Annotated in this window: 25 protein-coding genes; all 25 read left to right on the top strand. The window is 49.3% G+C overall.

The window, feature by feature from the left end; genetic code table 11:
* Positions 1-86 precede the first annotated feature (86 nt).
* The 25 genes from fliL (at position 87) to N3Z11_RS13495 (ending at position 23,740) form a co-directional block, all read left to right on the top strand.
* Complete coding sequence (fliL, locus tag N3Z11_RS13375) at positions 87-620, top strand: flagellar basal body-associated protein FliL (RefSeq protein ID WP_260657693.1); 534 nt, start codon at positions 87-89, stop codon at positions 618-620.
* A 30-nt stretch (positions 621-650) separates the two neighbouring features.
* Complete coding sequence (fliM, locus tag N3Z11_RS13380; protein WP_260657694.1) at positions 651-1,745, top strand: flagellar motor switch protein FliM; 1,095 nt, start codon at positions 651-653, stop codon at positions 1,743-1,745.
* A complete protein-coding gene (fliN, locus tag N3Z11_RS13385) occupies positions 1,745-2,143 on the top strand; it encodes a flagellar motor switch protein FliN (protein WP_260657695.1) in 399 nt (132 codons plus the stop codon). The genes fliM and fliN overlap by 1 nt, the downstream gene beginning before the upstream one ends.
* Positions 2,143-2,574 (top strand): flagellar biosynthetic protein FliO, encoded by a 432-nt coding sequence (gene fliO / locus N3Z11_RS13390; protein WP_260657696.1) that lies wholly within the window; start codon positions 2,143-2,145, stop codon positions 2,572-2,574. The genes fliN and fliO overlap by 1 nt, the downstream gene beginning before the upstream one ends.
* A 9-nt stretch (positions 2,575-2,583) precedes the next feature.
* Positions 2,584-3,327 (top strand): flagellar type III secretion system pore protein FliP, encoded by a 744-nt coding sequence (fliP, locus tag N3Z11_RS13395; protein ID WP_260657697.1) that lies wholly within the window; start codon positions 2,584-2,586, stop codon positions 3,325-3,327.
* Between the two features lies 1 nt (position 3,328).
* Positions 3,329-3,598 carry a flagellar biosynthesis protein FliQ gene (fliQ, locus tag N3Z11_RS13400; protein WP_260657698.1) on the top strand — a complete coding sequence of 90 codons (270 nt, stop codon included), beginning with the start codon at positions 3,329-3,331 and terminating at the stop codon, positions 3,596-3,598.
* A 1-nt stretch (position 3,599) separates the two neighbouring features.
* Positions 3,600-4,373 (top strand): flagellar biosynthetic protein FliR, encoded by a 774-nt coding sequence (gene fliR / locus N3Z11_RS13405; protein WP_260657699.1) that lies wholly within the window; start codon positions 3,600-3,602, stop codon positions 4,371-4,373.
* Positions 4,374-4,381: 8 nt separating this feature from the next.
* Positions 4,382-5,512, top strand: a complete 1,131-nt coding sequence (gene flhB, locus N3Z11_RS13410) for a flagellar biosynthesis protein FlhB (protein WP_260657700.1) — start codon at positions 4,382-4,384, stop codon at positions 5,510-5,512.
* Between the two features lie 216 nt (positions 5,513-5,728).
* Positions 5,729-7,840, top strand: a complete 2,112-nt coding sequence (gene flhA, locus N3Z11_RS13415; protein WP_260657701.1) for a flagellar biosynthesis protein FlhA — start codon at positions 5,729-5,731, stop codon at positions 7,838-7,840.
* Positions 7,841-7,850: 10 nt separating this feature from the next.
* Positions 7,851-9,278 (top strand): flagellar biosynthesis protein FlhF, encoded by a 1,428-nt coding sequence (flhF, locus tag N3Z11_RS13420; RefSeq protein WP_260657702.1) that lies wholly within the window; start codon positions 7,851-7,853, stop codon positions 9,276-9,278.
* Positions 9,279-9,318: 40 nt separating this feature from the next.
* Positions 9,319-10,152, top strand: coding sequence for a MinD/ParA family protein (locus tag N3Z11_RS13425; RefSeq protein WP_260657769.1), 834 nt, complete (start codon positions 9,319-9,321; stop codon positions 10,150-10,152).
* Positions 10,149-10,868: an RNA polymerase sigma factor FliA gene (locus N3Z11_RS13430; protein ID WP_260657703.1), complete on the top strand. Its 720-nt coding sequence runs from the start codon at positions 10,149-10,151 to the stop codon at positions 10,866-10,868. Before N3Z11_RS13425 ends, N3Z11_RS13430 begins: the two co-directional genes overlap by 4 nt.
* A gap of 41 nt (positions 10,869-10,909) precedes the next feature.
* Entirely contained in the window at positions 10,910-11,293 is a 384-nt protein-coding gene (gene cheY / locus N3Z11_RS13435) for a chemotaxis response regulator CheY (RefSeq protein ID WP_260657704.1), read from the top strand.
* Positions 11,294-11,318: 25 nt separating this feature from the next.
* Positions 11,319-12,077, top strand: coding sequence for a protein phosphatase CheZ (locus N3Z11_RS13440; RefSeq protein WP_260657705.1), 759 nt, complete (start codon positions 11,319-11,321; stop codon positions 12,075-12,077).
* 15 nt (positions 12,078-12,092) lie between these two features.
* Positions 12,093-14,345 carry a chemotaxis protein CheA gene (locus tag N3Z11_RS13445; RefSeq protein ID WP_260657706.1) on the top strand — a complete coding sequence of 751 codons (2,253 nt, stop codon included), beginning with the start codon at positions 12,093-12,095 and terminating at the stop codon, positions 14,343-14,345.
* Between the two features lie 11 nt (positions 14,346-14,356).
* A complete protein-coding gene (locus N3Z11_RS13450) occupies positions 14,357-15,502 on the top strand; it encodes a chemotaxis response regulator protein-glutamate methylesterase (RefSeq protein WP_260657707.1) in 1,146 nt (381 codons plus the stop codon).
* The gene (locus N3Z11_RS13455; RefSeq protein WP_260657708.1) at positions 15,495-16,238 is read left to right on the top strand and encodes a flagellar motor protein; all 744 of its coding nucleotides are present in this window, start codon (positions 15,495-15,497) and stop codon (positions 16,236-16,238) included. Before N3Z11_RS13450 ends, N3Z11_RS13455 begins: the two co-directional genes overlap by 8 nt.
* Positions 16,239-16,242: 4 nt before the next feature.
* Entirely contained in the window at positions 16,243-17,235 is a 993-nt protein-coding gene (locus tag N3Z11_RS13460) for an OmpA family protein (protein ID WP_260657709.1), read from the top strand.
* A complete protein-coding gene (locus tag N3Z11_RS13465) occupies positions 17,236-18,024 on the top strand; it encodes a ParA family protein (protein WP_260657710.1) in 789 nt (262 codons plus the stop codon). It begins immediately after the preceding gene.
* Positions 18,017-18,790, top strand: a complete 774-nt coding sequence (locus tag N3Z11_RS13470; RefSeq protein ID WP_260657711.1) for a chemotaxis protein CheW — start codon at positions 18,017-18,019, stop codon at positions 18,788-18,790. The genes N3Z11_RS13465 and N3Z11_RS13470 overlap by 8 nt, the downstream gene beginning before the upstream one ends.
* Before the next feature lie 27 nt (positions 18,791-18,817).
* Entirely contained in the window at positions 18,818-19,312 is a 495-nt protein-coding gene (locus tag N3Z11_RS13475) for a chemotaxis protein CheW (RefSeq protein WP_260657712.1), read from the top strand.
* 13 nt (positions 19,313-19,325) lie between these two features.
* Positions 19,326-19,778 (top strand): DUF2802 domain-containing protein, encoded by a 453-nt coding sequence (locus N3Z11_RS13480; protein WP_260657713.1) that lies wholly within the window; start codon positions 19,326-19,328, stop codon positions 19,776-19,778.
* A gap of 311 nt (positions 19,779-20,089) precedes the next feature.
* Positions 20,090-21,220, top strand: a complete 1,131-nt coding sequence (gene wecB / locus N3Z11_RS13485) for a non-hydrolyzing UDP-N-acetylglucosamine 2-epimerase (protein WP_260657714.1) — start codon at positions 20,090-20,092, stop codon at positions 21,218-21,220.
* 110 nt (positions 21,221-21,330) lie between these two features.
* A complete protein-coding gene (locus tag N3Z11_RS13490) occupies positions 21,331-22,356 on the top strand; it encodes an SDR family oxidoreductase (protein WP_313771360.1) in 1,026 nt (341 codons plus the stop codon).
* Positions 22,357-22,399: 43 nt separating this feature from the next.
* Positions 22,400-23,740, top strand: coding sequence for a UDP-glucose dehydrogenase family protein (locus N3Z11_RS13495; RefSeq protein ID WP_260657715.1), 1,341 nt, complete (start codon positions 22,400-22,402; stop codon positions 23,738-23,740).
* Positions 23,741-23,808 lie beyond the last annotated feature (68 nt).

The raw sequence follows: 23,808 nt of genomic DNA on the forward strand, positions 1-23,808 counted from the left end.
AAACAGCGCTCTGGCACAATCTTGATTGCGTTTGCCAGGACAAGCGGTAAATAATAGCAAAAAACCGCAACTGAACCGGAGTTCACATGGCTGCTGAAAAAGATTTGCAAATCGCTGATGGCGGAGCAAAAAAGAAAAAAATGATCATCATTGCCGCGGCAGTGGTGGTGTTGGGAGCGGGCGCTGGTGGCTATTTTGCATTCAGTGGTGGTGATGCCCCTGAAGCGGCACCGGCCACAGCAGACGCAGCCGCAGCAGAAGGTGAAGCGGCGCCGGCCAAAGCTGCGAGTGGTGAATTAGGCACAGCCTTGTATGTGTCGATGCCACGACCCTTTGTGTTTAATGTGCCGGGAGCATCGCGTGATCGGCTGGTGCAAATTAAAGTACAAATACTGGTGCGTGGCACCAATAACGAAGAAATTGCCAAACAGCATATTCCGTTAATGGAAAGCACCATGCTCAGAACTTTTAGTAAAGCCAATGCAGATGATCTGGTCACTGCTGCCGGCAAAGACACTTTAAAAGCGGCGGCACTGAAAGATGTGCAGGAAGCGCTGATTGGAGTGGCGGGCAGCCCGATAGTGGAAGAGATCCTCTTTACCGGTTTTGTAATGCAATAAGTCTGAGCATGCAGACAGAGGGTAACCAACTTGACTGATTTACTGTCACAAGACGAAATAGACGCGCTACTGCATGGTGTTGATGACGTCGAAGAAGAAGAAATAGAGGACGGTTCCGGCCCCGGTGGTCGTTCTGCCCTTGAATACGATTTTTCTTCTCAGGACCGTATCGTCCGTGGCCGGATGCCGACGCTGGAAATGGTGAACGAGCGTTTTGCCCGCCATATGCGGATCAGCTTGTTTAACATGATGCGCCGCACCGCCGAAGTGTCGATCAATGGTGTGCAGATGATCAAGTTTGGTGAATACGTGCATACGCTCTTTGTGCCAACCAGTTTAAATATGGTGCGTTTCCGTCCGCTCAAAGGCACAGGCCTGATTACCATGGAAGCCCGGCTGGTCTTTATTCTGGTGGACAACTTTTTTGGTGGTGATGGCCGTTATCACGCCAAAATTGAAGGCCGGGAATTTACCCCGACCGAACGCCGTATTATCCAGATGCTGCTCAAACTGATATTTGAAGATTACAAAGAAGCCTGGGCGCCGGTGATGGACGTGTCTTTTGAATATCTGGATTCAGAAGTAAACCCGGCCATGGCCAACATTGTCAGCCCGACTGAGGTGGTGGTGATCAGTTCTTTCCACATTGAACTGGATGGCGGTGGTGGTGATTTCCACGTGGCTTTGCCCTATTCAATGCTGGAGCCTATCCGCGAACTGCTGGATGCCGGTGTACAAAGTGACAAAGAAGACACTGATTTGCGCTGGAGTAAGGCACTGCGCGATGAAATTATGGATGTGAAGGTAAACCTCAGCACCAAAATGATGGATGTGGAGCTGACGCTGGAGCAAGTGATGAATATGCAGCCAGGCGACATTATTCCGGTGGAAATTCCGGAACATATCACAGTGCTGATTGAAGATTTACCGACTTACCGCGCCAAAATGGGCCGCTCCCGCGACAATGTGGCGCTGAAAATTATTGAGAAGATTAAACGACCAGAGTCGGTTAAATCTGAAATGCACGTATTTACCAAAGGCGGCCGTCGGTTAGACAGTGACGCCGATATCAGTGAATTAGAAGCAGATTTAATCTTATCTGAACAACCAGAGGACAGATGGTAATGGCTGACGATAAAGACACCATGGACGAATGGGCGGCGGCTTTAGCCGAAGCCGAAGGCGCGAGCCCCGGCGACGGTGCAGAGCCGGTTGAACTGGAAGAATTGCAGGAAGAACGGGCGCCGATTTCGGCCGATGAAAAACGCAAACTGGATACCATTTTAGATATTCCGGTGACCATTTCGATGGAAGTGGGACGTGCCAAAATCAGTATCCGTAACCTGCTGCAATTAAACCAGGGTTCGGTAGTGGAGCTGGAGCGGGTTGCAGGTGAGCCGTTGGATGTGCTGGTAAACGGCACCCTGATAGCCCACGGTGAAGTGGTGGTGGTCAACGATAAATTTGGTATTCGTTTAACTGACGTCATCAGTCAGATTGAACGGATTAAGAAGTTACGCTGATGCGCTGTTGTTTGACTGCTTTTGCCGTTAGCGCATCTTTATTGCCTCTGCAGTTGCTGGCCCAAGTGGCAGAGCAGGCGCCTGCTGCAGCTGCCGCAACCAAAGAAGTCAGCAAAGCATCGGCCAATTTACCCGGAGTCGGGCAGATCGTCATTTCTTTGGCGCTGGTGATTGGTCTGGTACTGATGTTGGCTTTTGCCTATAAAAAAATGCAGTTCAGACTGCCGGGAGCAAAACATTTTCGCATTGTTTCCACCTTAAGTGTTGGCCCAAGAGAACGCATCTTAGTTATTGAAATACAAGGAAAACAACGGGTGATTGGCGTTACACCCAATAACGTAAATTTCCTGTTTGATTTAGAATCTCCCCTTCCTGAAGAAAAGTTGGCATCAGATTTTCATACGCAGTTACAGTCGTTCCTGAAAAAATAGATAGATGTCATGTTCAGATTGGTTTTCCTGCTGCTGGTGCTGCTAAGCCCGGCAGCTTTTGCCGACAACGGTGCGATGTCGGCACTGCAAATTACCACCAACCCAGATGGGTCCCAGGAATACAGTGTGACACTGCAAGTCCTGGCCATGATGACGGCGCTGAGTTTCCTGCCGTCGATGATCATTATGATGACCTGTTTCACCCGTATTATTATTGTGCTGGCGATCTTGCGTCAGGCCATGGGTCTGATGCAAAGCCCGTCCAACCAGGTGCTGATTGGCATTACCTTGTTTATGACCTTTTTTATTATGGCGCCGGTGTTTAAGCAGGTGAATGACACTGCGCTGCAGCCTTATCTGGCCGAGGACATGACCTCATTGCAGGCGCTGGACGCCGCAATTATTCCGGTGAAGGCTTTTATGCTGCAACAAACCAGGGTGAAAGACTTAGAAACCTTTGCTGATATTGCCGGCCATCCACCTGTCGCCAGTAACAAAGATTATCCAATTACCATCGTTATTCCGGCTTTTGTTACCAGCGAGCTCAAAACCGCCTTTCAGATTGGTTTTATGATTTTTATCCCGTTTTTAATCATTGACCTGGTGGTTGCCAGTGTGCTGATGGCCATGGGTATGATGATGTTGTCACCAATGATAGTGGCGCTGCCATTCAAACTGATGATGTTTGTATTGGTCGATGGCTGGTTATTGGTGATGGGGACTTTAGCAACCAGCTATGGGGTAGGGACTTAACATGACACCGGAAATTTTTGTTGATGTGCTGAACGATGCACTTTATATGGTGATTTTACTGGTCAGCGTCATTATTCTGCCGTCGCTGGCAATAGGTTTGGTGGTGGCGGTGTTTCAGGCTGCAACCTCTATTAACGAACAAACTTTAAGCTTTTTACCCCGTTTAATTGTGACTTTGCTGGCGCTGATGTACGGCGGTCACTGGATGACACAAACCCTGATGGATTACACCACGGGTTTGTTCCTCAGTATTCCGACTGTGGTGAGCTAAGATGGAATTCCCGCTGCAAACCCTGATGCAGGCCATTGCAGATTTTCTGCTGCCGCTGACCCGGATTGCAGCAATGTTTTCGCTGATGGCAGGTTTAGGCGCCAAAACTGTACCTACCCGGATCAAAATGGGCCTGGCAGTGATGTTCACCCTGATTATTATGCCGGTGATCCCACCTGCCACAGATGTCAATTTAATGTCGTTTAATACCGTGATTCAGGTGATGCAGCAGATGATCATCGGCATGGCGATTGGCTTTATTTCGTTGATGTTTATCAATACTTTTATTCAGGCCGGCCAAATTCTGGCTACTCAGACAGGTTTAGCTTTTGCATCAATGATTGACCCGTCCAGCGGTGTCAGTGTGCCTTCAATTGGCCAGTTTTATCTGATTTTGGCCACTTTATTGTTTTGGGTGTACGACGGTCATCTTATTATGTTCCAGATGGTGGTGTTTAGTTTTACCTCCTTGCCGATAGATGGCGGCTGGTGGGATGTATCCCATTACTGGACTGTCGCCGAATTTGGCCTTTGGATTTTTTCTGCATCGCTTGCCATTGTGTTAGCGCCTGTCACCGCTATGCTGCTGGTGAATATGGCCTTTGGCATCATGACGCGCGCCGCCCCTCAGTTGAATATTTTTGCCATTGGTTTCCCTGTTACCATGATTTCCGGTTTATTGATCATGTGGCTGACGATGGACACTTTTGCCTATCACTTTAATCTGCAATGGCAGCACGGTATTGAATATACCTGCAAGCTGATTGGCTGCTAGGAGGTCTCATGGCAGCTGATACCGATATGGAAAAAACCGAAGACCCCACGAGTAAGAAGCTCGAGGACGCGGCGAAAAAAGGCAATATCGCCCGCTCCAAAGAGCTTGGAACTGCTTTTGTATTAATGGGGTCGAGTCTGGGTTTGTTGATTTTTGGCAGTGAGCTGGCCAATACCACTTTGCAGGTGTGCCGGCGTTTGTTGTCGCTTGATGCCAAAGATATGTTTGAAACCAATTCGATGTTTACTGCCATGGGCGCCGCTTTATCCACGGTGATGCCGCCGCTTCTGAAACTCTTTGCCGTGATTGTAATCGCCGCTTTTGTCGGCAATACCTTGCTTGGCGGTTACAACTTTACCTGGTATGGCGCCAGTTTCCGGCCGGAAAAAATGAATCCAATGTCCGGCTTAAAGCGGATGTTTGGCCTGCAGTCTCTGGTGGAGCTTCTGAAAAGTATCCTGAAAGTGGCGGTGGTGGCTGGCTGTGCTTACATGATCCTCAACATCTTTTTTGACGATATTATGGCGTTGTCGTTAATGAATGACTTTGACGATATGTCAGACGCGCTTTATTTGCTGGGCTGGATGTTTTTTGCTTTGTGCGCCAGCATGATTATTATCGCTGTGGTCGACGCGCCTTATCAGAGCTGGAATCATCATAAACAGATGATGATGACCAAACAGGAAGTCAAAGACGAATACAAAAACTCCGAAGGTAACCCGGAAATCAAAGGCCGTATTCGGCGCATGCAAATTCAGATGTCGCGCCGGCGTATGATGCAGGCGGTACCGACCGCCGATGTGGTGGTGACCAACCCGACCCACTATTCAGTGGCATTAAAATATGAGCAGGGTAAACACCGTGCCCCAGTGGTGGTGGCCAAAGGGGTGGATGAGGTTGCGCTTTATATCCGCCAAATTGCCGACGCTAACAAGGTGCCGATAGTGCAGTCACCGGCGCTGGCCCGTTCTATTTATTTCACCACTGAAATTGATCATCCAATTCCGGACCAGCTGTTTGCCGCTGTGGCCCAGGTACTGGCTTATGTATTCCAGCTTAAAGTGTACAAAAGAGGTAAAGGCCAGAAACCAAGACCTCTGGCGAAAGATCTACCTATCCCAGAGGGTTACCGCCATTAAAAAGTCAAAGTCTGCCAAAAAAGAGCGCGGAAAAGCCTCACTCGGAGCTGTGCTGACGCCTTCAATGTATGCGGTGTAAGATGCTGATTATTCACTGATAAGTTCCTGAATTTGCACCTTATATTGCATCTGATGCCTGTTGATATCCCAAGACGCTACTAACTGGAACAGTTTTTGCCTAAGCCTTCACAGCGTCAATTTTTTATCAGGCTTTTTATGCAACTTCCTTCAGTTTTCGGCAAATTTGACCGCAGTCAGTTACAACATGCCAAAGGGGTGGCCACACCGCTGTTGATTATGGCCGCACTCGCCATGGTGGTGTTGCCGATGCCGCCTATTCTGCTAGATGTGTTGTTCTCCTTTAACATTGCACTGGCGCTGGTGGTGTTACTGGTGACCATTTATGTCAGAAAACCTTTGGAATTTGCCATTTTCCCTTCTGTGTTGCTGGTGGCCACTATTTTGCGGCTGGCGCTAAACGTTGCCAGTACCAGGGTGGTGCTGCTGGAAGGTCATAACGGCCCAGGAGCTGCCGGTGCTGTCATCGAATCTTTTGGCCACGTGGTGATTGGCGGCAACTTTGCCGTGGGCATAGTGGTGTTTTTAATCCTGATCATCATTAACTTTGTGGTGGTGACCAAAGGTGCCGGCCGTATTGCGGAAGTAACTGCCCGTTTTACGCTGGATGCAATGCCGGGTAAACAAATGGCCATTGATGCCGACTTAAACTCAGGTTTTATCGACCAGGATCAGGCGCGTAAACGCCGCGATGAAGTCACGGCCGAAGCTGACTTTTATGGTTCGATGGATGGTGCCACCAAGTTTGTCAAAGGGGATGCCATTGCCGGTTTAGTCATTGTGGGCATCAACCTGGTCGGTGGTTTGTTTATCGGCATGATCCAACATGATTTAGCCTTTAGTGAATCTTTAGAAATTTACACGCTGCTGACCATAGGTGATGGTCTGGTTGCGCAAATCCCGGGTTTATTGTTGTCTATTGGTACTGCCATTATTGTGACGCGGCAGAACAAAGATACCAATATGGGTGAGCAGATGTCGGGTCAGCTTGGCAATATCAAGGTGCTGACGGTTGCCGCTGCTTTGTTATTTATCATGGGCATAGTGCCAGGCATGCCGCATTTTGCGTTTTTATCGCTGGCAGCTGCTGTCGGTGGTGCCGCTTATTTCCTGCAACATCAGAAGAAAAACCCGGGTGCCGAACTGGTTGGTCGTGGTAAAGCTGAGCTGGTGCCAGGTGCTTCGGAAAACATTCAGCCACAAAAAGAAATCAGCTGGGACGATGTACAGCCGGTCGACATTATTGGCCTGGAAGTGGGTTACCGGTTAATTCCGTTGGTAGATAAATCCCAGGGCGGTGAATTGCTGACCCGGATCAAAGGTGTGCGGAAAAAACTGTCGCAGGAGCTTGGTTTTCTGGTGCCGGCCGTGCATATCCGCGACAACCTGGATCTGGAGCCCAACACTTACCGTGTCACCCTGATGGGCGTGACCAGTGGCAGCTCAGAACTTCGTCATGACAATGAGCTGGCGATTAACCCGGGCCAGGTGTTTGGCACAGTGAAGGGGATTGCCACCCGCGACCCGGCCTTTGGTCTGGAAGCCGTCTGGATCCCGAAAAACCAGCGGGAACATGCGCAAACTCTGGGTTACACAGTGGTGGATGCGGCAACTGTGGTGGCCACCCATTTAAGCCAGATTTTAAGCAACAACGCAGCCAGCCTGCTTGGCCATGAAGAAGTGCAGAACCTTTTAGATATGCTGGCAAAAACTTCGCCCAAACTGGTGGAAGCCCTGGTGCCCGATACCATGGCGCTGACGGCAGTGGTGAAAGTGCTGCAAAACCTGCTGCATGAAGGTGTGCCGATCCGCGATATGCGCACCATAGTACAGACCTTGGTGGACTATGGCGCGCGCAGTCAGGATATTGACGTATTAACTGCGGCCTGCCGGATAGCGCTGCGCCGGTTAATAGTGCAGGAAGTGGCAGGTTCAGCCGACGAAATTGCCGTGATGACTTTTGCCCCTGAACTTGAGCAGATGCTGCATCAATCGATGCAGGCGGCCGGCAATGACGGATCCGGCATAGAACCTGGCCTGGCTGAACGTATCCAGAACTCGCTCAGAGAAGCCAGCCAGCAGCAGGAACTGAGCGGTGAACCTGCAGTGTTGTTAACTTCCGGCATATTGCGCTCAGTGATGGCACGATTCGTGAAATACACTATCCCAGGACTGCGGGTATTGTCCTATCAGGAAATTCCGGATGACAAACAGGTTCGGATCGTCAGTGTGGTAGGACAGGCGGGTTAGGAGTTAAAACATGAAAATTAAACGTTTTGTAGCCAAAGACATGCGGACAGCTTTAACCGAAGTTAAAGAGTTTCTAGGCCCGGATGCCATTATTTTATCAAACAAAAAAGTGGCGGGTGGTGTTGAGATTGTCGCCGCTGTAGACCCGGAGGCCGCGCCAGCCAAGGCTCAGGCGGTCGCTGCTGAAAGTGCCGCCGCAAAACCTGCTGCCAAATCCCGCCTCGATATCCGGGTTGGTGATGACGAGGAAGAAGCCGAGCCTGCAGATTCGCTGCGCGCTTTATTGGCCCGTCAGATGATTAAACAGCAAAAAGCAGCGCCTGATGTTCAGGCAACAGCTGCCGTCAATCCGCTGACGCAAAATTTGCAAAGTGCGATGCAGGCTCCGCGTCAAAGTCCGTTAAAAGCCAGAACAGAGCCACAGGAGCGTCAGAATTCTGTCGTTTCAGGGCCAAATCTGCAGGAGCTATCGGCGCTGCAGAAACAACAAGCCAGTCTGATGCAGCAACAATTTGACGTGATGCGCCAGGAAATGCAGTCGATGAAACAACTGCTGCAACATCAGGTGTCGGGTTTAATGTGGCAAGACCTCGCCAGACGCGAGCCAGTGCGCGCACTGGTGATTGAACAGCTGATGCAACTTGGCCTGTCTGAAGCCATGGCCGATCAGCTTGCCTGTTTTATGCCGGAAGATATCAGCGATCGTGATGCCTGGAGCTGTGCGCTGGAATTGTTGGCGGGTCAGCTGACCACTACCAATGACGACATCATGCGCCGCGGTGGTGTGATTGCGTTGGTGGGGCCTACTGGTGTGGGTAAAACCACTACTGTTGCTAAATTGGCAGCACAGTTTGCCAAACGCCATGGCGCCGATCAGGTGGCGTTGATTACCACTGACACCTTCCGTATTGGCGCTTTTGAACAGTTAGCCACTTTTGGCCGTATTATCGGCTGCCCGGTGAAACAGGCCAAAGATCACGAAGAACTGACATTATTGTTAACCCAGTTACAACAACGTAAGTTAATTTTGATCGACACCGCCGGCATGAGTCAAAGAGACGTGCGCCTGGCTGAAAATCTGTCGGCTTTGATGCATAATTCGCGTGTCAAAATAAAGAGTTATCTGGTATTGTCAGCGACATCCCAAGCAAGGGTCATGCAGGAAACTGTTGACCACTTTAAACGAATTTCACTGGCAGGTTGTATTTTCACCAAACTTGATGAATGCTTAAGTCTGGGCGAAATTATCAATGTCGCTGTTCAAAATGCGTTACCTGTCAGTTATTTGACCAACGGTCAAAGGGTTCCGGAAGATATCGAAATTGCTGAAGCAACGGCGATGGTCACGCAGGCAGAACAATTACGCATGGCCCACACCAGTTCGGGGCATCAGTGGTATCAGGATGGTTTGACCCGGACGGAAGCAACCTATGCATAATCATGAATTAACTTACGATCAAGCCAGTGGCCTGAGAAGAATGAAACAGCGTATGGTCAAAGTAATAGCGGTCACAGGTGGTAAAGGTGGGGTCGGTAAAACCAACGTCACACTGAACCTGGCGATGGCCATGGCCCAAATGGGCAAAAAGGTGCTGGTGCTGGACGCCGACCTTGGTCTGGCCAATTGTGACGTGATGTTGGGCCTGAGGGTCGAACGCAACTTGTCTCATGTGTTATCCGGTGAAGCTGAGCTTGACGATATTCTGGTCACTGGCCCATTTGGCATTAAGATTGTGCCCGCTACATCCGGCACTCAATCTATGACTGAACTAAGCCCGGCCGAGCATGCTGGTCTTATCCGCGCTTTTAGCGAATTAAAAACCTCTTTTGATGTATTGCTGGTGGACACGGCCGCCGGTATTTCAGATATGGTGTTAAGTTTCTCCCGTGCTTCACAGGATGTGTTGGTGGTGGTTTGTGATGAACCTTCGTCAATTACCGACGCTTATGCCTTAATGAAAATTCTGAGCCGTGAACATGCAGTGCAAAAATTTAAAATTGTCGCCAATATGGTGCGCAGTTTAAAAGAAGGCCAGGAGCTTTTTGCCAAATTAAGCCGGGTCACCGACAGGTTTTTGGATGTGACTTTAGAGCTGGTTGCGACTATTCCTTTTGATGAAAATGTGCGAAAAGCGGCCCGCAAGCAAAAGGCGTTTATTGAAGCATTTCCTAAAACGCCGGCATCGCTGGCAGTTAAAACCCTGGCGACCCGTGCTGTGCAATGGCCGGTACCGCCCAGTGCATCCGGTCATCTCGAGTTTTTCCTGGAGCAACTTGTGCAACCACAGCATGAACCACGGGGTATGGCGTGAATAATCGCCTCGCAGCCTACGGCGCTGCTAATCAGATGCAGTTACTGGTGGAAAAACATGCGCCACTGGTGAAACGTATTGCCTATCACCTGCTGGCAAGGTTACCCGCCAGTGTGCAGGTTGATGATTTAATTCAGGCCGGTATGATAGGTTTGATTGAGGCTGCAAAAAACTTTGACGGTACTAAAGGTGCCAGTTTTGAAACTTTCGCCGGGATCCGCATCCGTGGTTCCATGCTCGATGAAATCCGTCGTGGCGACTGGACCCCCCGTTCTGTGCACCGTAATGCCCGTCTGATTGCTGAAACAATAGCCGAACTCGAAGCAGAACTGGGCCGGGACGTAAAAGATGTTGAAGTTGCTGAAAAACTTGATATAACTTTAGATGAATACCACCATATGCTGAGTGATGTCAGTAGTGGACGCATCATCGGTATCGAAGACTTAGGTGTCACCGACGATGCCTTGGTTACTGCAGATGATCGTGAAAATGATCATTTATATGAAGAGCAGGCTAACGATTCGTTTCAACAGGCTTTAATAAAAAATATCAGTAGCTTACCTGAGCGGGAAGCAATAGTATTGTCGCTATATTATAATGACGAACTAAATCTGAAAGAGATTGGCGAAGTCTTAAGCGTCAGCGAGTCTCGTGTCAGTCAAATCCATAGTCAGGCACTGGTGCGGTTAAGAGCCCGGATGCAGGACTGGTTGTAATACTTGAGAATAACCATTGAGGTATCTCGTCGGAGGGGATTTTGGATAAGAATATGAAAATTCTTGTGGTAGACGACTTTTCTACTATGAGACGCATCATCAAAAACCTGTTGCGCGATCTTGGCTTTACCAACGTGTCGGAAGCCGATGACGGCAGTACTGCACTTCCAATGTTGCAAAACGGCGATTTCGATTTTGTAGTGACAGATTGGAATATGCCGGGTATGCAAGGTATTGATTTACTGCGCGCTATTCGTGCTGATGCCCGACTGAAACACATCCCGGTATTGATGGTGACTGCGGAAGCCAAAAAAGAACAAATTATTGCCGCGGCCCAAGCCGGTGTGAACGGTTATATCGTTAAACCTTTTACTGCAGCCACCTTACAAGAGAAGTTGTCTAAAGTTTTTGAACGCTTAGGTTAACCGTATCTGACAAAGGAGTGGCGCCATGTCTGCAATTACGGCACCTATGATCACCTTGGAACAGGCTCGTGAGCTTGTGCAGTTGTTGGAAATGGAGCAGCAGGAAGCTGCAAATGAACTTGTGCAGGGGCTTGCAGTGCCCGGCTCCTCCGAGTTGTTCGCCGAAGTGGGTAAACTTACCCGTCAGTTACACGATTCCCTGAAAAGTTTTCAGGTAGACCCTGCCATTGATAGTTTACTCACTGAAGACATTCCTGATGCCAAACGCCGGCTGAATCATGTGATCGATATGACAGAACAAGCCGCCAATAAAACAATGGATGCGGTGGAATCTTGTCTTCCTATTGCCGATAAGCTCAATTCCGGAATTTCTGATTTGTTGCCAAGTTGGCAACGGCTGATGCATCGGGATATGAAAGTTGGTGAATTCAAAGAGTTATGCCATAGTCTTGACGGTTTTCTGCAGCAAGCTTCTGCAGATGCCACTGCCTTGCAATCATCACTGACTGAAGTTTTGATGGCGCAGGATTATCAGGATCTCACCGGACAAATTTTGCGTCGTGTTATTGAGCTGGTGCGTGAAGTTGAAGACAGTCTGATAGGGCTTCTGACAGCATTTGGTCATCAAAATATCGCTGTACTGGATAAACCAGCGCCTGTGGTTGCGAAAAAACCTAAAGCAGGCCATGAAGCTGAAGGCCCGATTATTGACGCGCAGTTGCGGGATGATGTGGTGCACGGCCAGGACGACGTTGATGATTTATTATCGAGTTTAGGTTTTTAAGAGAGGTGCGGTAGCATGGGCTTTGATTTAGATGAGGACATTTTACAGGATTTCCTAGTCGAAGCCGGCGAGATCCTCGAGCTGTTGCAGGAGCAGTTGGTCGAACTAGAAAATAACCCCGACGATGCCAGCTTATTAAATGCAATATTTCGTGGTTTTCATACGGTTAAAGGTGGTGCCGGCTTTCTGTCGCTGACAGAGTTGGTGGATGCCTGTCATGGTGCAGAAAACGTCTTTGATATTCTGCGCACCGGAAAAAGAAGGGTGACGTCTGAATTAATGGACGTGATCCTGCAGGCATTGGACGCCATTAATGAAATGTTTGCCAATGTTCAGAACCGGCAACCGCTTGAACCTGCCTCGCCTGAATTATTAGATGCATTACACCGCCTGAGCGAGCCCGAGTCAGAAGACGAAGTGCATGCCGCACCTACGGTTGCGGCTCCTGTTGCCGCTGAAGAACCTGAAATGAGCCTGGATACTTTTGATGCGGCAGTGTCGCTGGAAGTTGAAGGTGGCGGTGAAGCCAATTCAGGTTCAGTGGACGATATCACTGAAGATGAATTTGAGCGTTTGCTTGATGAACTGCATGGCACTGCAGCACCAGGCCGCTCAGAGCCTGTGATGGCCAAAACCGTGACGGCACCGGTAATGGATTCAGGTTCGGACGATATTACCGATGATGAATTTGAAGCCATTCTGGATCAATTACATGGCAAAGGCTCTTTTGTTCCTGCCAGCCATGAATCAACGCCAGTGGTAAAAGCTGCTGCGCCTGCAGCTCCTGCTGCAGCTGAAAAGTCACCGGATGATATCAGCGATGAAGAGTTTGAATCCTTATTAGACGAGTTGCACGGCAAAGGTAAAGCACCAGTCGGGTCGGCTGAAACTGCAAAACCAGCAGCTGCTGCAGCTAATCCTGCAGCGCCTGTAGCGCCGGTGGCAAAAGCCGCTGCGCCTGTAGCCAAAGCTGAACCTGCCAAAGCTGCTGAAGTTGTCAAAGCCCCTGCTCCTGTTGCAGCCGCAAAAGATAAAGACGCTGATGACAGCAAAGGTGCAGCCGCTGATACCACGGTACGGGTTGACACCAAACGCCTTGACCAGATCATGAATATGGTTGGTGAGCTGGTATTGGTGCGTAACCGCTTGGTGAGCTTGTCTGCAGCCGCCCAGAATGAAGAAATGAGCAAAGCGATTTCGAATCTGGATGTGGTGACAGCCGACTTACAGGGTGCGGTGATGAAAACCCGGATGCAGCCAATCAAAAAAGTATTTGGCCGTTTCCCGAGGGTAGTGCGGGATTTAGCAAGGTCGTTACAAAAAGAAATCAACCTCGAGCTTGAAGGTGAAGATACAGATTTAGATAAAAACCTGGTCGAAGCGCTGGCTGACCCGCTGGTGCACTTAGTGCGCAACTCGGTGGACCACGGTATTGAAATGCCGGATGTGCGGGCCAAAAGTGGTAAGCCACGTACAGGTCTGGTGAAACTGGCAGCGCAGCAGGCAGGGGACCATATTCTGTTGACCATTCAGGATGATGGTGCTGGTATGGATCCGGAAAAGCTGAAATCCATTGCCATTAAGCGTGGTGTGCTGGATCCGGATGCAGCGGCGCGGATGTCGGATACCGAAGCATTTAACCTGATTTTTGCGCCTGGTTTCTCCACCAAAGAGCAGATTTCGGATATTTCCGGCCGTGGTGTGGGTATGGATGTGGTGAAAACCAAAATCAACCAGCTCAACGGTACCGTGCATATTCATTCGAAGTTAGGGCAAGGCACCTTACTTGAAATTAAGGTTCCGTTGACATTAGCCATATTACCGACCTTGATGGTGGTGGTGGGCAAACAGCCATTTGCATTGCCACTTGCCACAGTGAATGAAATTTTCCATCTCGATCTGTCCAAAACCAATATTGTTGATGGCCAGTTAACCATAGTGGTGCGTAACAAAGCCATTCCGCTGTTTTATCTGGAGCATTGGCTGGTGCGCGGTTCGAATCAGAAACTGCGTCGTGAACAAGGCCATGTGGTGATTGTGCAGCTGGGCACGCAACAGGTTGGTTTTGTCGTGGACTCGCTGGTTGGTCAGGAAGAAGTGGTGATCAAACCGCTTGATGCCTTGTTGCAGGGCACGCCCGGCATGGCGGGCGCCACTATCACATCAGACGGTGGTATAGCGTTAATCCTGGATGTACCAAACCTGCTCAAACATTACGCGAAAAAGTCCAAGATCAAGTTTGACCGGTTTAACAATTTAACTTCATAAGCGAGTCATCTATGTCGATCAAGGTATTAGTGGTAGATGATTCGAGCTTTTTCCGTCGTCGCCTGACCGAAATTCTGGCAGGCGATATGGAATTAACTGTGATAGGCACTGCCAATAATGGCAGGGAAGCGGTTGAAAAAGCGCTGGAGTTAAAGCCCGATGTGATCACTATGGACGTGGAAATGCCGGTGATGGACGGTATTGCCGCAGTGCGCGAAATTCTGAAGCAACAAAGGGTGCCTATCCTGATGTTTTCTTCGCTGACGCATGCCGGCGCCAAGGCAACTCTGGACGCGCTTGATGCCGGTGCTGTAGATTTCCTGCCGAAAAAATTTGAAGATATTGCCCGTGATAAAGGCGAAGCTATTGAAGTGCTGCGCCAAAGGGTAAAAGCGGTCGCCCGCCGTCGTTTATTCGTGCGCCCGGCTGCCACAGCCGCAGCGCCAGCTCCTGCTGCACGGCCAGCACCGGCCCCCATTGCCCGCACGCCGCTGGCCCGCGCCGAATTATTAAAAAGCCCGGAGCGCGCTGAAAATACAGACGCTGTTTCAGAGCGTCCCTTTAAAGCTTCGGGTAAAAGTTACAAATTGCTTGCTATCGGCACCTCAACAGGTGGCCCGGTTGCACTGCAAACTATTATCACCGCGCTGCCTGCCAATTTCCCGTTACCTATAGTGTTGGTGCAGCACATGCCTGCTGCTTTTACCGGTGCTTTTGCGGCGAGGTTAAATTCACTGGCAAAAATTGAAGTACGCGAAGCTGTTGACGGCGATTTGTTAAAACCAGGTGTGGCTTATCTGGCCCCCGGTGGTAAACAAATGCTGGTTGAAGGCTCGGAGAATCAGGCAAAGCTTCGTATTAAAGAAGATGATTCACCCCGCATCACTTTTAAACCCAGTGTCGATATTACCTTTGGTACTGCCGCCAAAGTGTTCAGCGACAAAGTGCTTGCCATTGTATTAACAGGTATGGGGTCGGATGGTCGTGATGGTTGTCGTTTACTCAAACAATTTGGCTCCCGCATCTGGGCGCAGGATGAAGCCAGCTGTGTGGTGTATGGCATGCCGCAGGCCGTGACCAGTGCAGGCTTAACCGATGTGGAAGTCAGTTTGCCGGAAGTCGCCGGCAAAATAATGGCGGAAGTCGGTCATGGATAAACTGTCAGTTGCCGGTTTGATTCTGGGGCTTGCGGCCATTGCCAGCGGTTACACACTGCATGGTGGTGATTTAGCAACCCTATTTGATATACCAGCGCTGGTGATAGTACTGGGGGGGACGCTTGGTGCAGTGCTGTTCCAGACTCCGTTACCGCAGTTTACCGTCGGTATCAAAATGTTGGCCTGGGTGTTTCGCGCCCAATATGTGCCACTCAATGCCACAGTTGAGCGTTTGATTAACTGGGGTACAGCTGCCAGAACCAATGGCTTTTTATCACTGGAAGCTGAGGCCCTGCAGGAAAGCGATCCTTTTTTGCATAATGCGTTGAATTTGTTGGTAGATGGCGTGGAGCCCACCGTATTGCAAGACGCACTGGATGCTGAACTGACGCTGGAACGTGAACGTTTAATGCGTTCGGCCCGTATTTATGAGGCGATGGGCGGTTATAGTCCGACTATTGGCATTATTGGTGCTGTGCTTGGCCTTATTCAGGCCATGCAGAACATCGATAAACCTGAATTATTAGGCAGTGGTATTGCAACAGCTTTTGTTGCCACTGTGTACGGGGTTGGTTTTGCCAACCTGGTGTTTATTCCCATTGCCAACAAATTGAAAAGTGTGGTGGTGCAGCGCACCTTGTATCAGGAACTGATAGTCGAAGGTGTGGTATCTATCGCCAATGGTGAAAACCCGCGTGTTATAGAGCGTAAACTCGCAGCTTATCGGATCGGATAACCTTATGTATCGGTATCGTGAACGTCATCAGCAGATGGATCAGGAGCCACTCGACCGCTGGCTGGTGTCATATGCTGATTATGTCACGCTGATGTTTGCACTTTTTGTGGTGTTGTATTCCTTGGCAATTGCCAAAGAAGAAAAATTTAAGACCATTTCAACCACCTTGTCTCAGGTTTTTGAAAAAGCGTCAGTGCCACAGAGCGGGGTAAAAGGCCCGGACGTACTGACAGACAACAAACCGCGCAGTGATTATCAGAAGTTTGGTTCGTCTTTGGAGACAGCTACAGGGCCAGAACTGGTGGCGGATGCCAAAGAACAAAATGTGCAAAAAGAGCCGCAGTTTGGCAATCCTCTGGTTTCATTACAGGAGCAGCTGACCCAATCTCTGGCTAACCTGATTGAACAGGGCGTTGCCAAGGTGGAAAATGACGAAGATTGGCTGACAATTCAGCTCAACAGTGGTTTGTTGTTCCCAAGTGGTAGTGCAGTACAAACCTCGTCAGCCAGGGTACTGCTCAAAGAAATTGTCGGAGTTCTGAACCAGACCAGCAATATAGTGCGGGTGCGTGGATACACTGATAATCAGCCGATGAGCAATGAAATTTTCCCGTCGAACTGGGAATTGTCGATGGCAAGAGCCACCGCTATTTTACGTGAATTACAAAGTTTGGGGGTGAAGCCTGAGCGGTTGGCGGCTGAAGGTTATGGCGAATTTGCACCTTTTGCTGACAACAGTACTGAACAGGGCCGGGCAGAAAACCGCAAAGTGGTCATTGCCATTTCTAAATTTGCGGCGCGGCCACTAAAAACACAATCACAGTTGCCATCTGAAGCAACACCGGCAGAACTGCAACAGGTGTTACAACAGGCCACAACTTTGCCAGCCGAAGATGGCACCATTCATGTTATTCGCTTACCGCACGGGGGGATCAGAATTACTTCTGCACCACCGACACCGGCAGATAACACAGAACAAAAAAACGGGAATAACTAATTGGTCGTTTGGACTATTGCAAATCAAAAGGGTGGTGTGGGTAAAACCACCACTACGGTCACATTAGGTGCGCTTCTGGCAGAGCGTGGCCATAGGGTGTTATTGATTGATACCGATCCCCATGCGTCATTAACCTATTATTTTGGCATTGATGCTGAAGAGCTGGAAAACAGCGTTTACGACATTTTTATCCGTGGTAAAACCATCAGCAAAGAAGAGATCATGCAGTCTTTGTGTCCAAGTGGCATGAATAATCTGGATATTCTGCCCTCATCAATGGCGCTTGCCACGCTGGACCGTTCTTTGGGTGATAAAGGTGGTATGGGCTTAATTCTGAAAAAAGCCCTGGCCAAAATTGCCGACGAATATGATTATGTGCTGATTGATTGTCCGCCAGTGATTGGGGTATTGATGGTGAATGCCATGGCAGCCTGCGACCGTATCCTGATCCCGGTGCAGACCGAGTTTTTGGCGCTTAAAGGCCTGGACCGGATGCTGGCTACTATGCAGCTGATGCAAAGCAGCAATCAGCCCGGCTATCAGTTCACTATAGTGCCAACCATGTACGACAAACGCACTAAAGCCTCACTGGAAGCTTATAAAGAACTCAAAGCAAAATATGGTGATTTAGTCTGGTCGGCAGTGATCCCTATCGACACTAAAATGCGCGATGCCAGTCTGGCACAAACGCCGCCGCCTGTGTATGCGCCCAAATCCCGTGGTGTTTTTGCCTACAATACCTTGTTAACTTACTTGCTGCAGTTAAGCCCGGAGCCTGTGCATGAGTGATTTAGTTGCCAGTCATAAGGTGATGCGCAACTATCTGGCTGCGCTCTTAACCGAAGAGCAGGAGCCGGAGGTTCAGACCAAAGTTGCTGAAGTGAAAAAACAGCAACTGAATCAGCTATTGGCAACAGTGCAACCTGACAAGCCTAAAGCTGCAGCAGTTCCGGCTGCAACAGCAGCACCTAAGATTGAAGCAAAAGTTCAGCCGGAAATTGTCAAACCAGCACCGGCTGCTACAGCCAACAAAGTTGTGGTGCCAGAGGTTGTTGTAAAAGCAGTTCCGCCGGCAGCGCCTGCGATGCCTGTTGTTGAAAAAACCTACCGGCAGGGCCGTTTCCAGGCACTGTTTTTTGAGGTGGCCGGTTTAAAAGTAGCATTACCGCTAAAAGATTTAGGCGGCATTCATAAAATCACTGCGATCAACACTTTACCCGGCAAGCCGCTCTGGTATAAAGGGGTGATGTTATACCGCGAGCAAAAAATTAATGTGGTCGATACCGCCCGCTGGGTGATGCCAGAAAAGTACGACCAACAACTGGCAGAAAGTCTAAACTATCAATATGTTATTATGCTGGGCAAAAGTTCATGGGGTATCGCCTGTGAATCCTTGATCAACACAGTAGCCTTAGAACAAGAAGATGTAAAATGGCGTGAGGCCCAGGGTAAACGCCCATGGTTAGCCGGATTGATTAAACAACATATGTGTGCTTTGTTAGATGTGGATGCCTTGATTGCGTTGCTCGCGCAGGGCGCAGGCAGTTCAGACTAAGCACGGACCAAGGTAGAGGAGCGATTCATGAGCAATTTATTGGCGCAAGCAGGTAATAGCAAAGAACAAAGTGATGTAGTACTGCAATGGGTGACCTTTAAGCTGCAGGAAGAAACCTACGGTATTAACGTAATGCAGGTGCAGGAAGTGTTGCGTTATACCGACATAGCTCCGGTGCCTGGTGCGCCTTCTTATGTGCTTGGCATTATCAATTTGCGTGGTAACGTAGTGACCGTTATCGATACCCGTTCACGTTTTGGTTTACCGCCTTCTGATGTTACCGAAAACAGCCGTATTGTGATTATCGAAGCGGACAAACAGGTGATTGGTATCCTGGTCGACAGCGTGGCTGAAGTGGTTTACTTACGTGGTTCCGAAATTGACACTGCGCCAAATGTTGGCACAGATGAAAGCGCTAAATTTATTCAGGGTGTATCAAACCGCGATGGTGAGTTGTTGATCCTGGTTGATCTGAACAAATTGCTCACTGATGAAGAGTGGGACGAAATTACCAGTATTTAAGCGGTTCCTGCCTGTGCCTTTTCCGATTGAATGGTTAACCCTTGCCATAGTGCCAGCAGTAGCAATACTGCTGGTTTTTGTTGTGGTGTGGCAACACAAAATAACGCAGCGGCAATTGTTGTTGCAAACTGAGCGGATGGAAGAGTTGCAGCAAGCGCTGAATATCAGCCGGGCCGAAGTGGAAGAGTTGCGAAACGGTGTGATTGGTGTTGGCCAGCGTATTTTGTCGGCAGAGCGTTTGTTACAGCAATTGCAGTTATCGCAGCAAAGCCAGGCGGCTGAGCTGGAGCAGTTATCAGAACATCAGCAAAAAATTCAGCTGGCCGATCCAGAATCAAAACTTTACAGCAGGGCGATGAAGATGGTGCAACTTGGCGCCGGTCTTGATGAAATTATGCAGGAATGTGAATTACCCCGTGCCGAAGCCGAGTTACTGCTGAATCTGCATCGCCAGCAACAAGGCTAGTTTGTTGACCACTATTGATCTTGAGTCTGGCATCAGGTGTTGAATGATGCCATCAAAGTCGATGGCTGAGTGGTTTTTCAGAGCTGTGTTGTGGTCTTTGTTATTTTATCCGCCCCTGTTGTAACTGAATCCCCCCTGTCGCAACTGAAGTACCGCTATCGTAAAACCGTTGCGTTATTTTGTTCCTTTATCAGCCGCAACAGCCCGAATACTGCGGGATCTGCGCTGTTATTGCCCCCTGCAATGCTGTTACTTTACCCCCAGGTTTGATAAGCTGCGTGCTATTTACGGCTAAGCTACGGGATCTGCTTATGTTAAAGGTACTCAGTGTGTTTGGAACCCGGCCGGAAGCTATTAAAATGGCGCCGCTGGTTAACTTATTAAAACAGGATCCGGCCATCGACAGCCGTGTTTGTGTCACAGGTCAACACCGTGAAATGTTAGATCAGGTGCTGAAATTGTTTCATATCGTACCTGAGTATGATTTGGCCATTATGAAGGCCGGCCAGGATTTGTATGACGTATCCACCAGTATTCTGTTAAATATCAAACCTGTACTGCGTGATTTTAAGCCTGATATTGTTCTGGTTCATGGCGATACCAGCACGACTTTTGCTGCAGCACTGGCCTGTTATTATGAAAAAACCGCTGTGGGACATGTTGAGGCCGGGCTTCGAACCGGCAATATTTACAGCCCATGGCCGGAAGAAGCTAACCGACGTTTAACCGGTGCTATTACCACTTTGCACTTTGCGCCAACTGCTACCTCAGAGCAAAATTTGTTGGCGGAAAATGTTGATCCGGCCAAAGTGTTTGTCACAGGTAATACAGTGATAGACGCGCTGCATCAGGTGGTTGCCAAGATTGACGCCGACCAGCAATTATCCGCCGATTTTGCCAGCAAATTCCCTTACGGTCAGGACGGTCGCAGACTGATTTTAGTCACAGGCCATCGCCGTGAAAGTTTTGGGGCTGGTTTTGAAAACATTTGTGCTGCACTTAAAGCCATTGCTGAACAGTTTCCGGATGCTGACATTGTGTATCCGGTGCATTTAAATCCGAATGTGCGTGAGCCTGTGTTCCGTCTGCTCAGCAATGCCTCTAACGTGCATTTAATTGAGCCGCAGGATTATTTGCCTTTTGTCTACCTGATGAGCCGCAGTTACCTGGTACTGACCGACTCAGGTGGTATTCAGGAAGAAGCGCCTTCTTTGGGCAAACCTGTGCTGGTGATGCGCGATACCACAGAGCGGCCTGAAGCTGTAGCTGCAGGTACTGTGAAGCTGGTGGGTACTGATAAAGATAAAATTGTCAGTGAAGTCAGTAAATTGATGACCGATAGTCACTATTATCAGACCATGAGTTTTGCCCACAACCCCTATGGTGACGGTCAGGCCTGCAGCCGTATTGTGGATGCGATAAAAGCTTATTTTGCAAAATAACAGATAAACGGAACAGGCCACAAAGGCAGCAGCACTTTGTGGCTTTTGACGTTGTGGCGCCAGCCTGAACTCAACAGCCTGAGCAGACAACAACAAGGACAGCACAGTATATGATGAATACATTCGAACAACGCCAGCAAGAATTACTGGCAGCACCCAAAACCTGGCTGGTGACAGGCTGCGCCGGTTTTATTGGCTCTAACTTATTAGAAACCTTATTAAAGCTGAACCAGAAAGTGGTGGGGCTGGATAATTTTGCCACTGGTCACAGGCACAATCTGCAACAGGTGCAGCAGTTAGTCACGCCAGAGCAGTGGCAGGCCTTTCGTTTTATTGAAGGGGATATCCGCGAGCTCAGTGATTGCCAGAAGGCGGTTGCCGGTGTCGATTATGTGTTACATCAGGCTGCTTTAGGCTCAGTGCCGCGCTCTATTAATGATCCTATTGCCACCAACAACACCAATATCAGCGGTTTTTTAAATATGCTGCAGGCGGCCAAAGAAGCCGGCGTGCAGGGTTTTGTCTATGCGGCTTCGAGCTCCACTTATGGTGATCATCCGGCTTTGCCCAAAGTGGAAGCCAATATTGGTAATCCGCTGTCACCTTATGCGGTTACTAAATATGTCAATGAGCTCTACGCCGACGTATTTTCCCGCTGTTACGGTTTTCACAGCATAGGGCTTCGTTATTTTAATGTGTTTGGCCCAAGACAAGACCCTAATGGTGCTTATGCTGCTGTGATCCCCAAATGGACAGCTGCAATGCTGGCGGGCGACGATGTAGTGATCAACGGTGATGGTGAAACCAGTCGTGATTTTTGCTTTGTCGCCAATGCGGTACAGGCCAATATTCTGGCTGCCACCACCGCACTTGGCAAAAGTGAAGTCTTTAATGTGGCTGTGGGTGACAGAACCACATTAAACGATTTATTTCACGCCATTCAGCAAAGGCTCAGCGCCAATGGTGCCCACTACCAGAAAGAACCACAGTACCGCGATTTTCGCGCTGGTGATGTGCGCCATTCACAGGCCGATGTCAGCAAAGCGGAGCGGTTATTGGGTTATGTACCAAGCCATACGCTCAGTGCAGGTCTGGCGGTTGCTATGCCCTGGTATATCCAGCACAACAGCAAATAAGGCGCAGCTTCGGTTCTGTGCAGCTTACAAAAAGGCATATTGAATGAAAGTCACAGTTTTTGGCATTGGTTATGTCGGGTTAGTGCAGGCAGCTGTGCTGGCCGAAGCCGGGCATAAAGTTTGTTGTGTGGATGTGAATCCTAAAAGGGTTGCAGATTTACAAGCCGGAATTATTCCTATTTTTGAACCTGGTTTATCTTCGCTGGTACAGCAGGGTGTGGCACAGGGCCTGCTGGAATTCACCACAGACGCTGCCACAGGTGTGCACTTTGGTGAATTACAGTTTATTGCGGTGGGAACACCGCCGGATGAAGACGGTTCGGCCGATTTAAAGTACGTGTTAAAAGTGGCGACCAGCATTGCCGAGCATATGACCAGCCCTAAAGTTGTGATTAATAAGTCCACGGTGCCGGTTGGCACCGGCGATAAAGTTAAAGCTGTGATTGCTCAAACTCTGGCGCAGCGTCAGGCTGATATTGATTTTGCCGTAGTCTCAAACCCGGAGTTTTTAAAAGAAGGCGCGGCGGTGGCAGATTGTCAGCGCCCGGATCGTATTATTCTGGGCACCGACAACCCTTGGGCAGAACAGCAATTACGCGAGTTGTATGCGCCTTTTAACCGCAATCATGACAAAATTATTGTGATGGATGTGCGAAGCGCCGAGCTCACCAAATACGCCGCCAACTGCATGCTGGCCACCAAAATCAGTTTTATGAATGAAATGGCCAATTTAGCTGAGCTGTTGGGGGCTGATATTGAGCAGGTGCGCCACGGCATCGGCTCTGATCCACGCATTGGTTACCACTTTATTTACCCCGGCTGTGGTTATGGCGGCTCTTGTTTCCCTAAAGATGTGCAGGCGCTTATCCGCACTGCGGAACAAACCGGTTATAACACCAGTCTGCTCAAGTCGGTCGAAGCGGTGAATAACGCGCAAAAACACAAGTTATTTGCCAAACTGGCACAGCATTTTGCTGGCGAACTGGCCGGTAAAACCATCGCTATCTGGGGTTTGAGTTTTAAACCCAATACCGACGATATGCGCGAAGCGCCAAGCCGGGCCCTGATGGAAGCCTTATGGGCGGCCGGTGCCAGGGTACAGGCCTTTGACCCCGAAGCCATGGAAGAAACCCAGCGGATTTATGGCATCAGAGCAGATTTACAGCTGGTGGGCACCAAAGAAGCCGCTTTGCATCAGGCTGATGTATTGGTGATTTGTACTGAGTGGAAAACCTTCAGATCACCCGATTTTGACCTCTTAAAACAAAGCCTGCGTCAGCCAGTGATTGTGGATGGCCGTAATCTGTTTGACCCGGCCAAAATGCAGCAACTTGGTTTTGCTTATTATGCAATAGGGCGGGGCGACAGTGTGCGTAAGTACTAACGCCGCAGCAGTTTATACAAGGGTTCCTGATATAAAAATGGTTTTCGTAAGCGAGGGTAAATGAAGGT

Origin of the sequence: Rheinheimera sp. 4Y26, from assembly GCF_025245835.1 — a bacterium.
Lineage (GTDB): Bacteria > Pseudomonadota > Gammaproteobacteria > Enterobacterales > Alteromonadaceae > Pararheinheimera.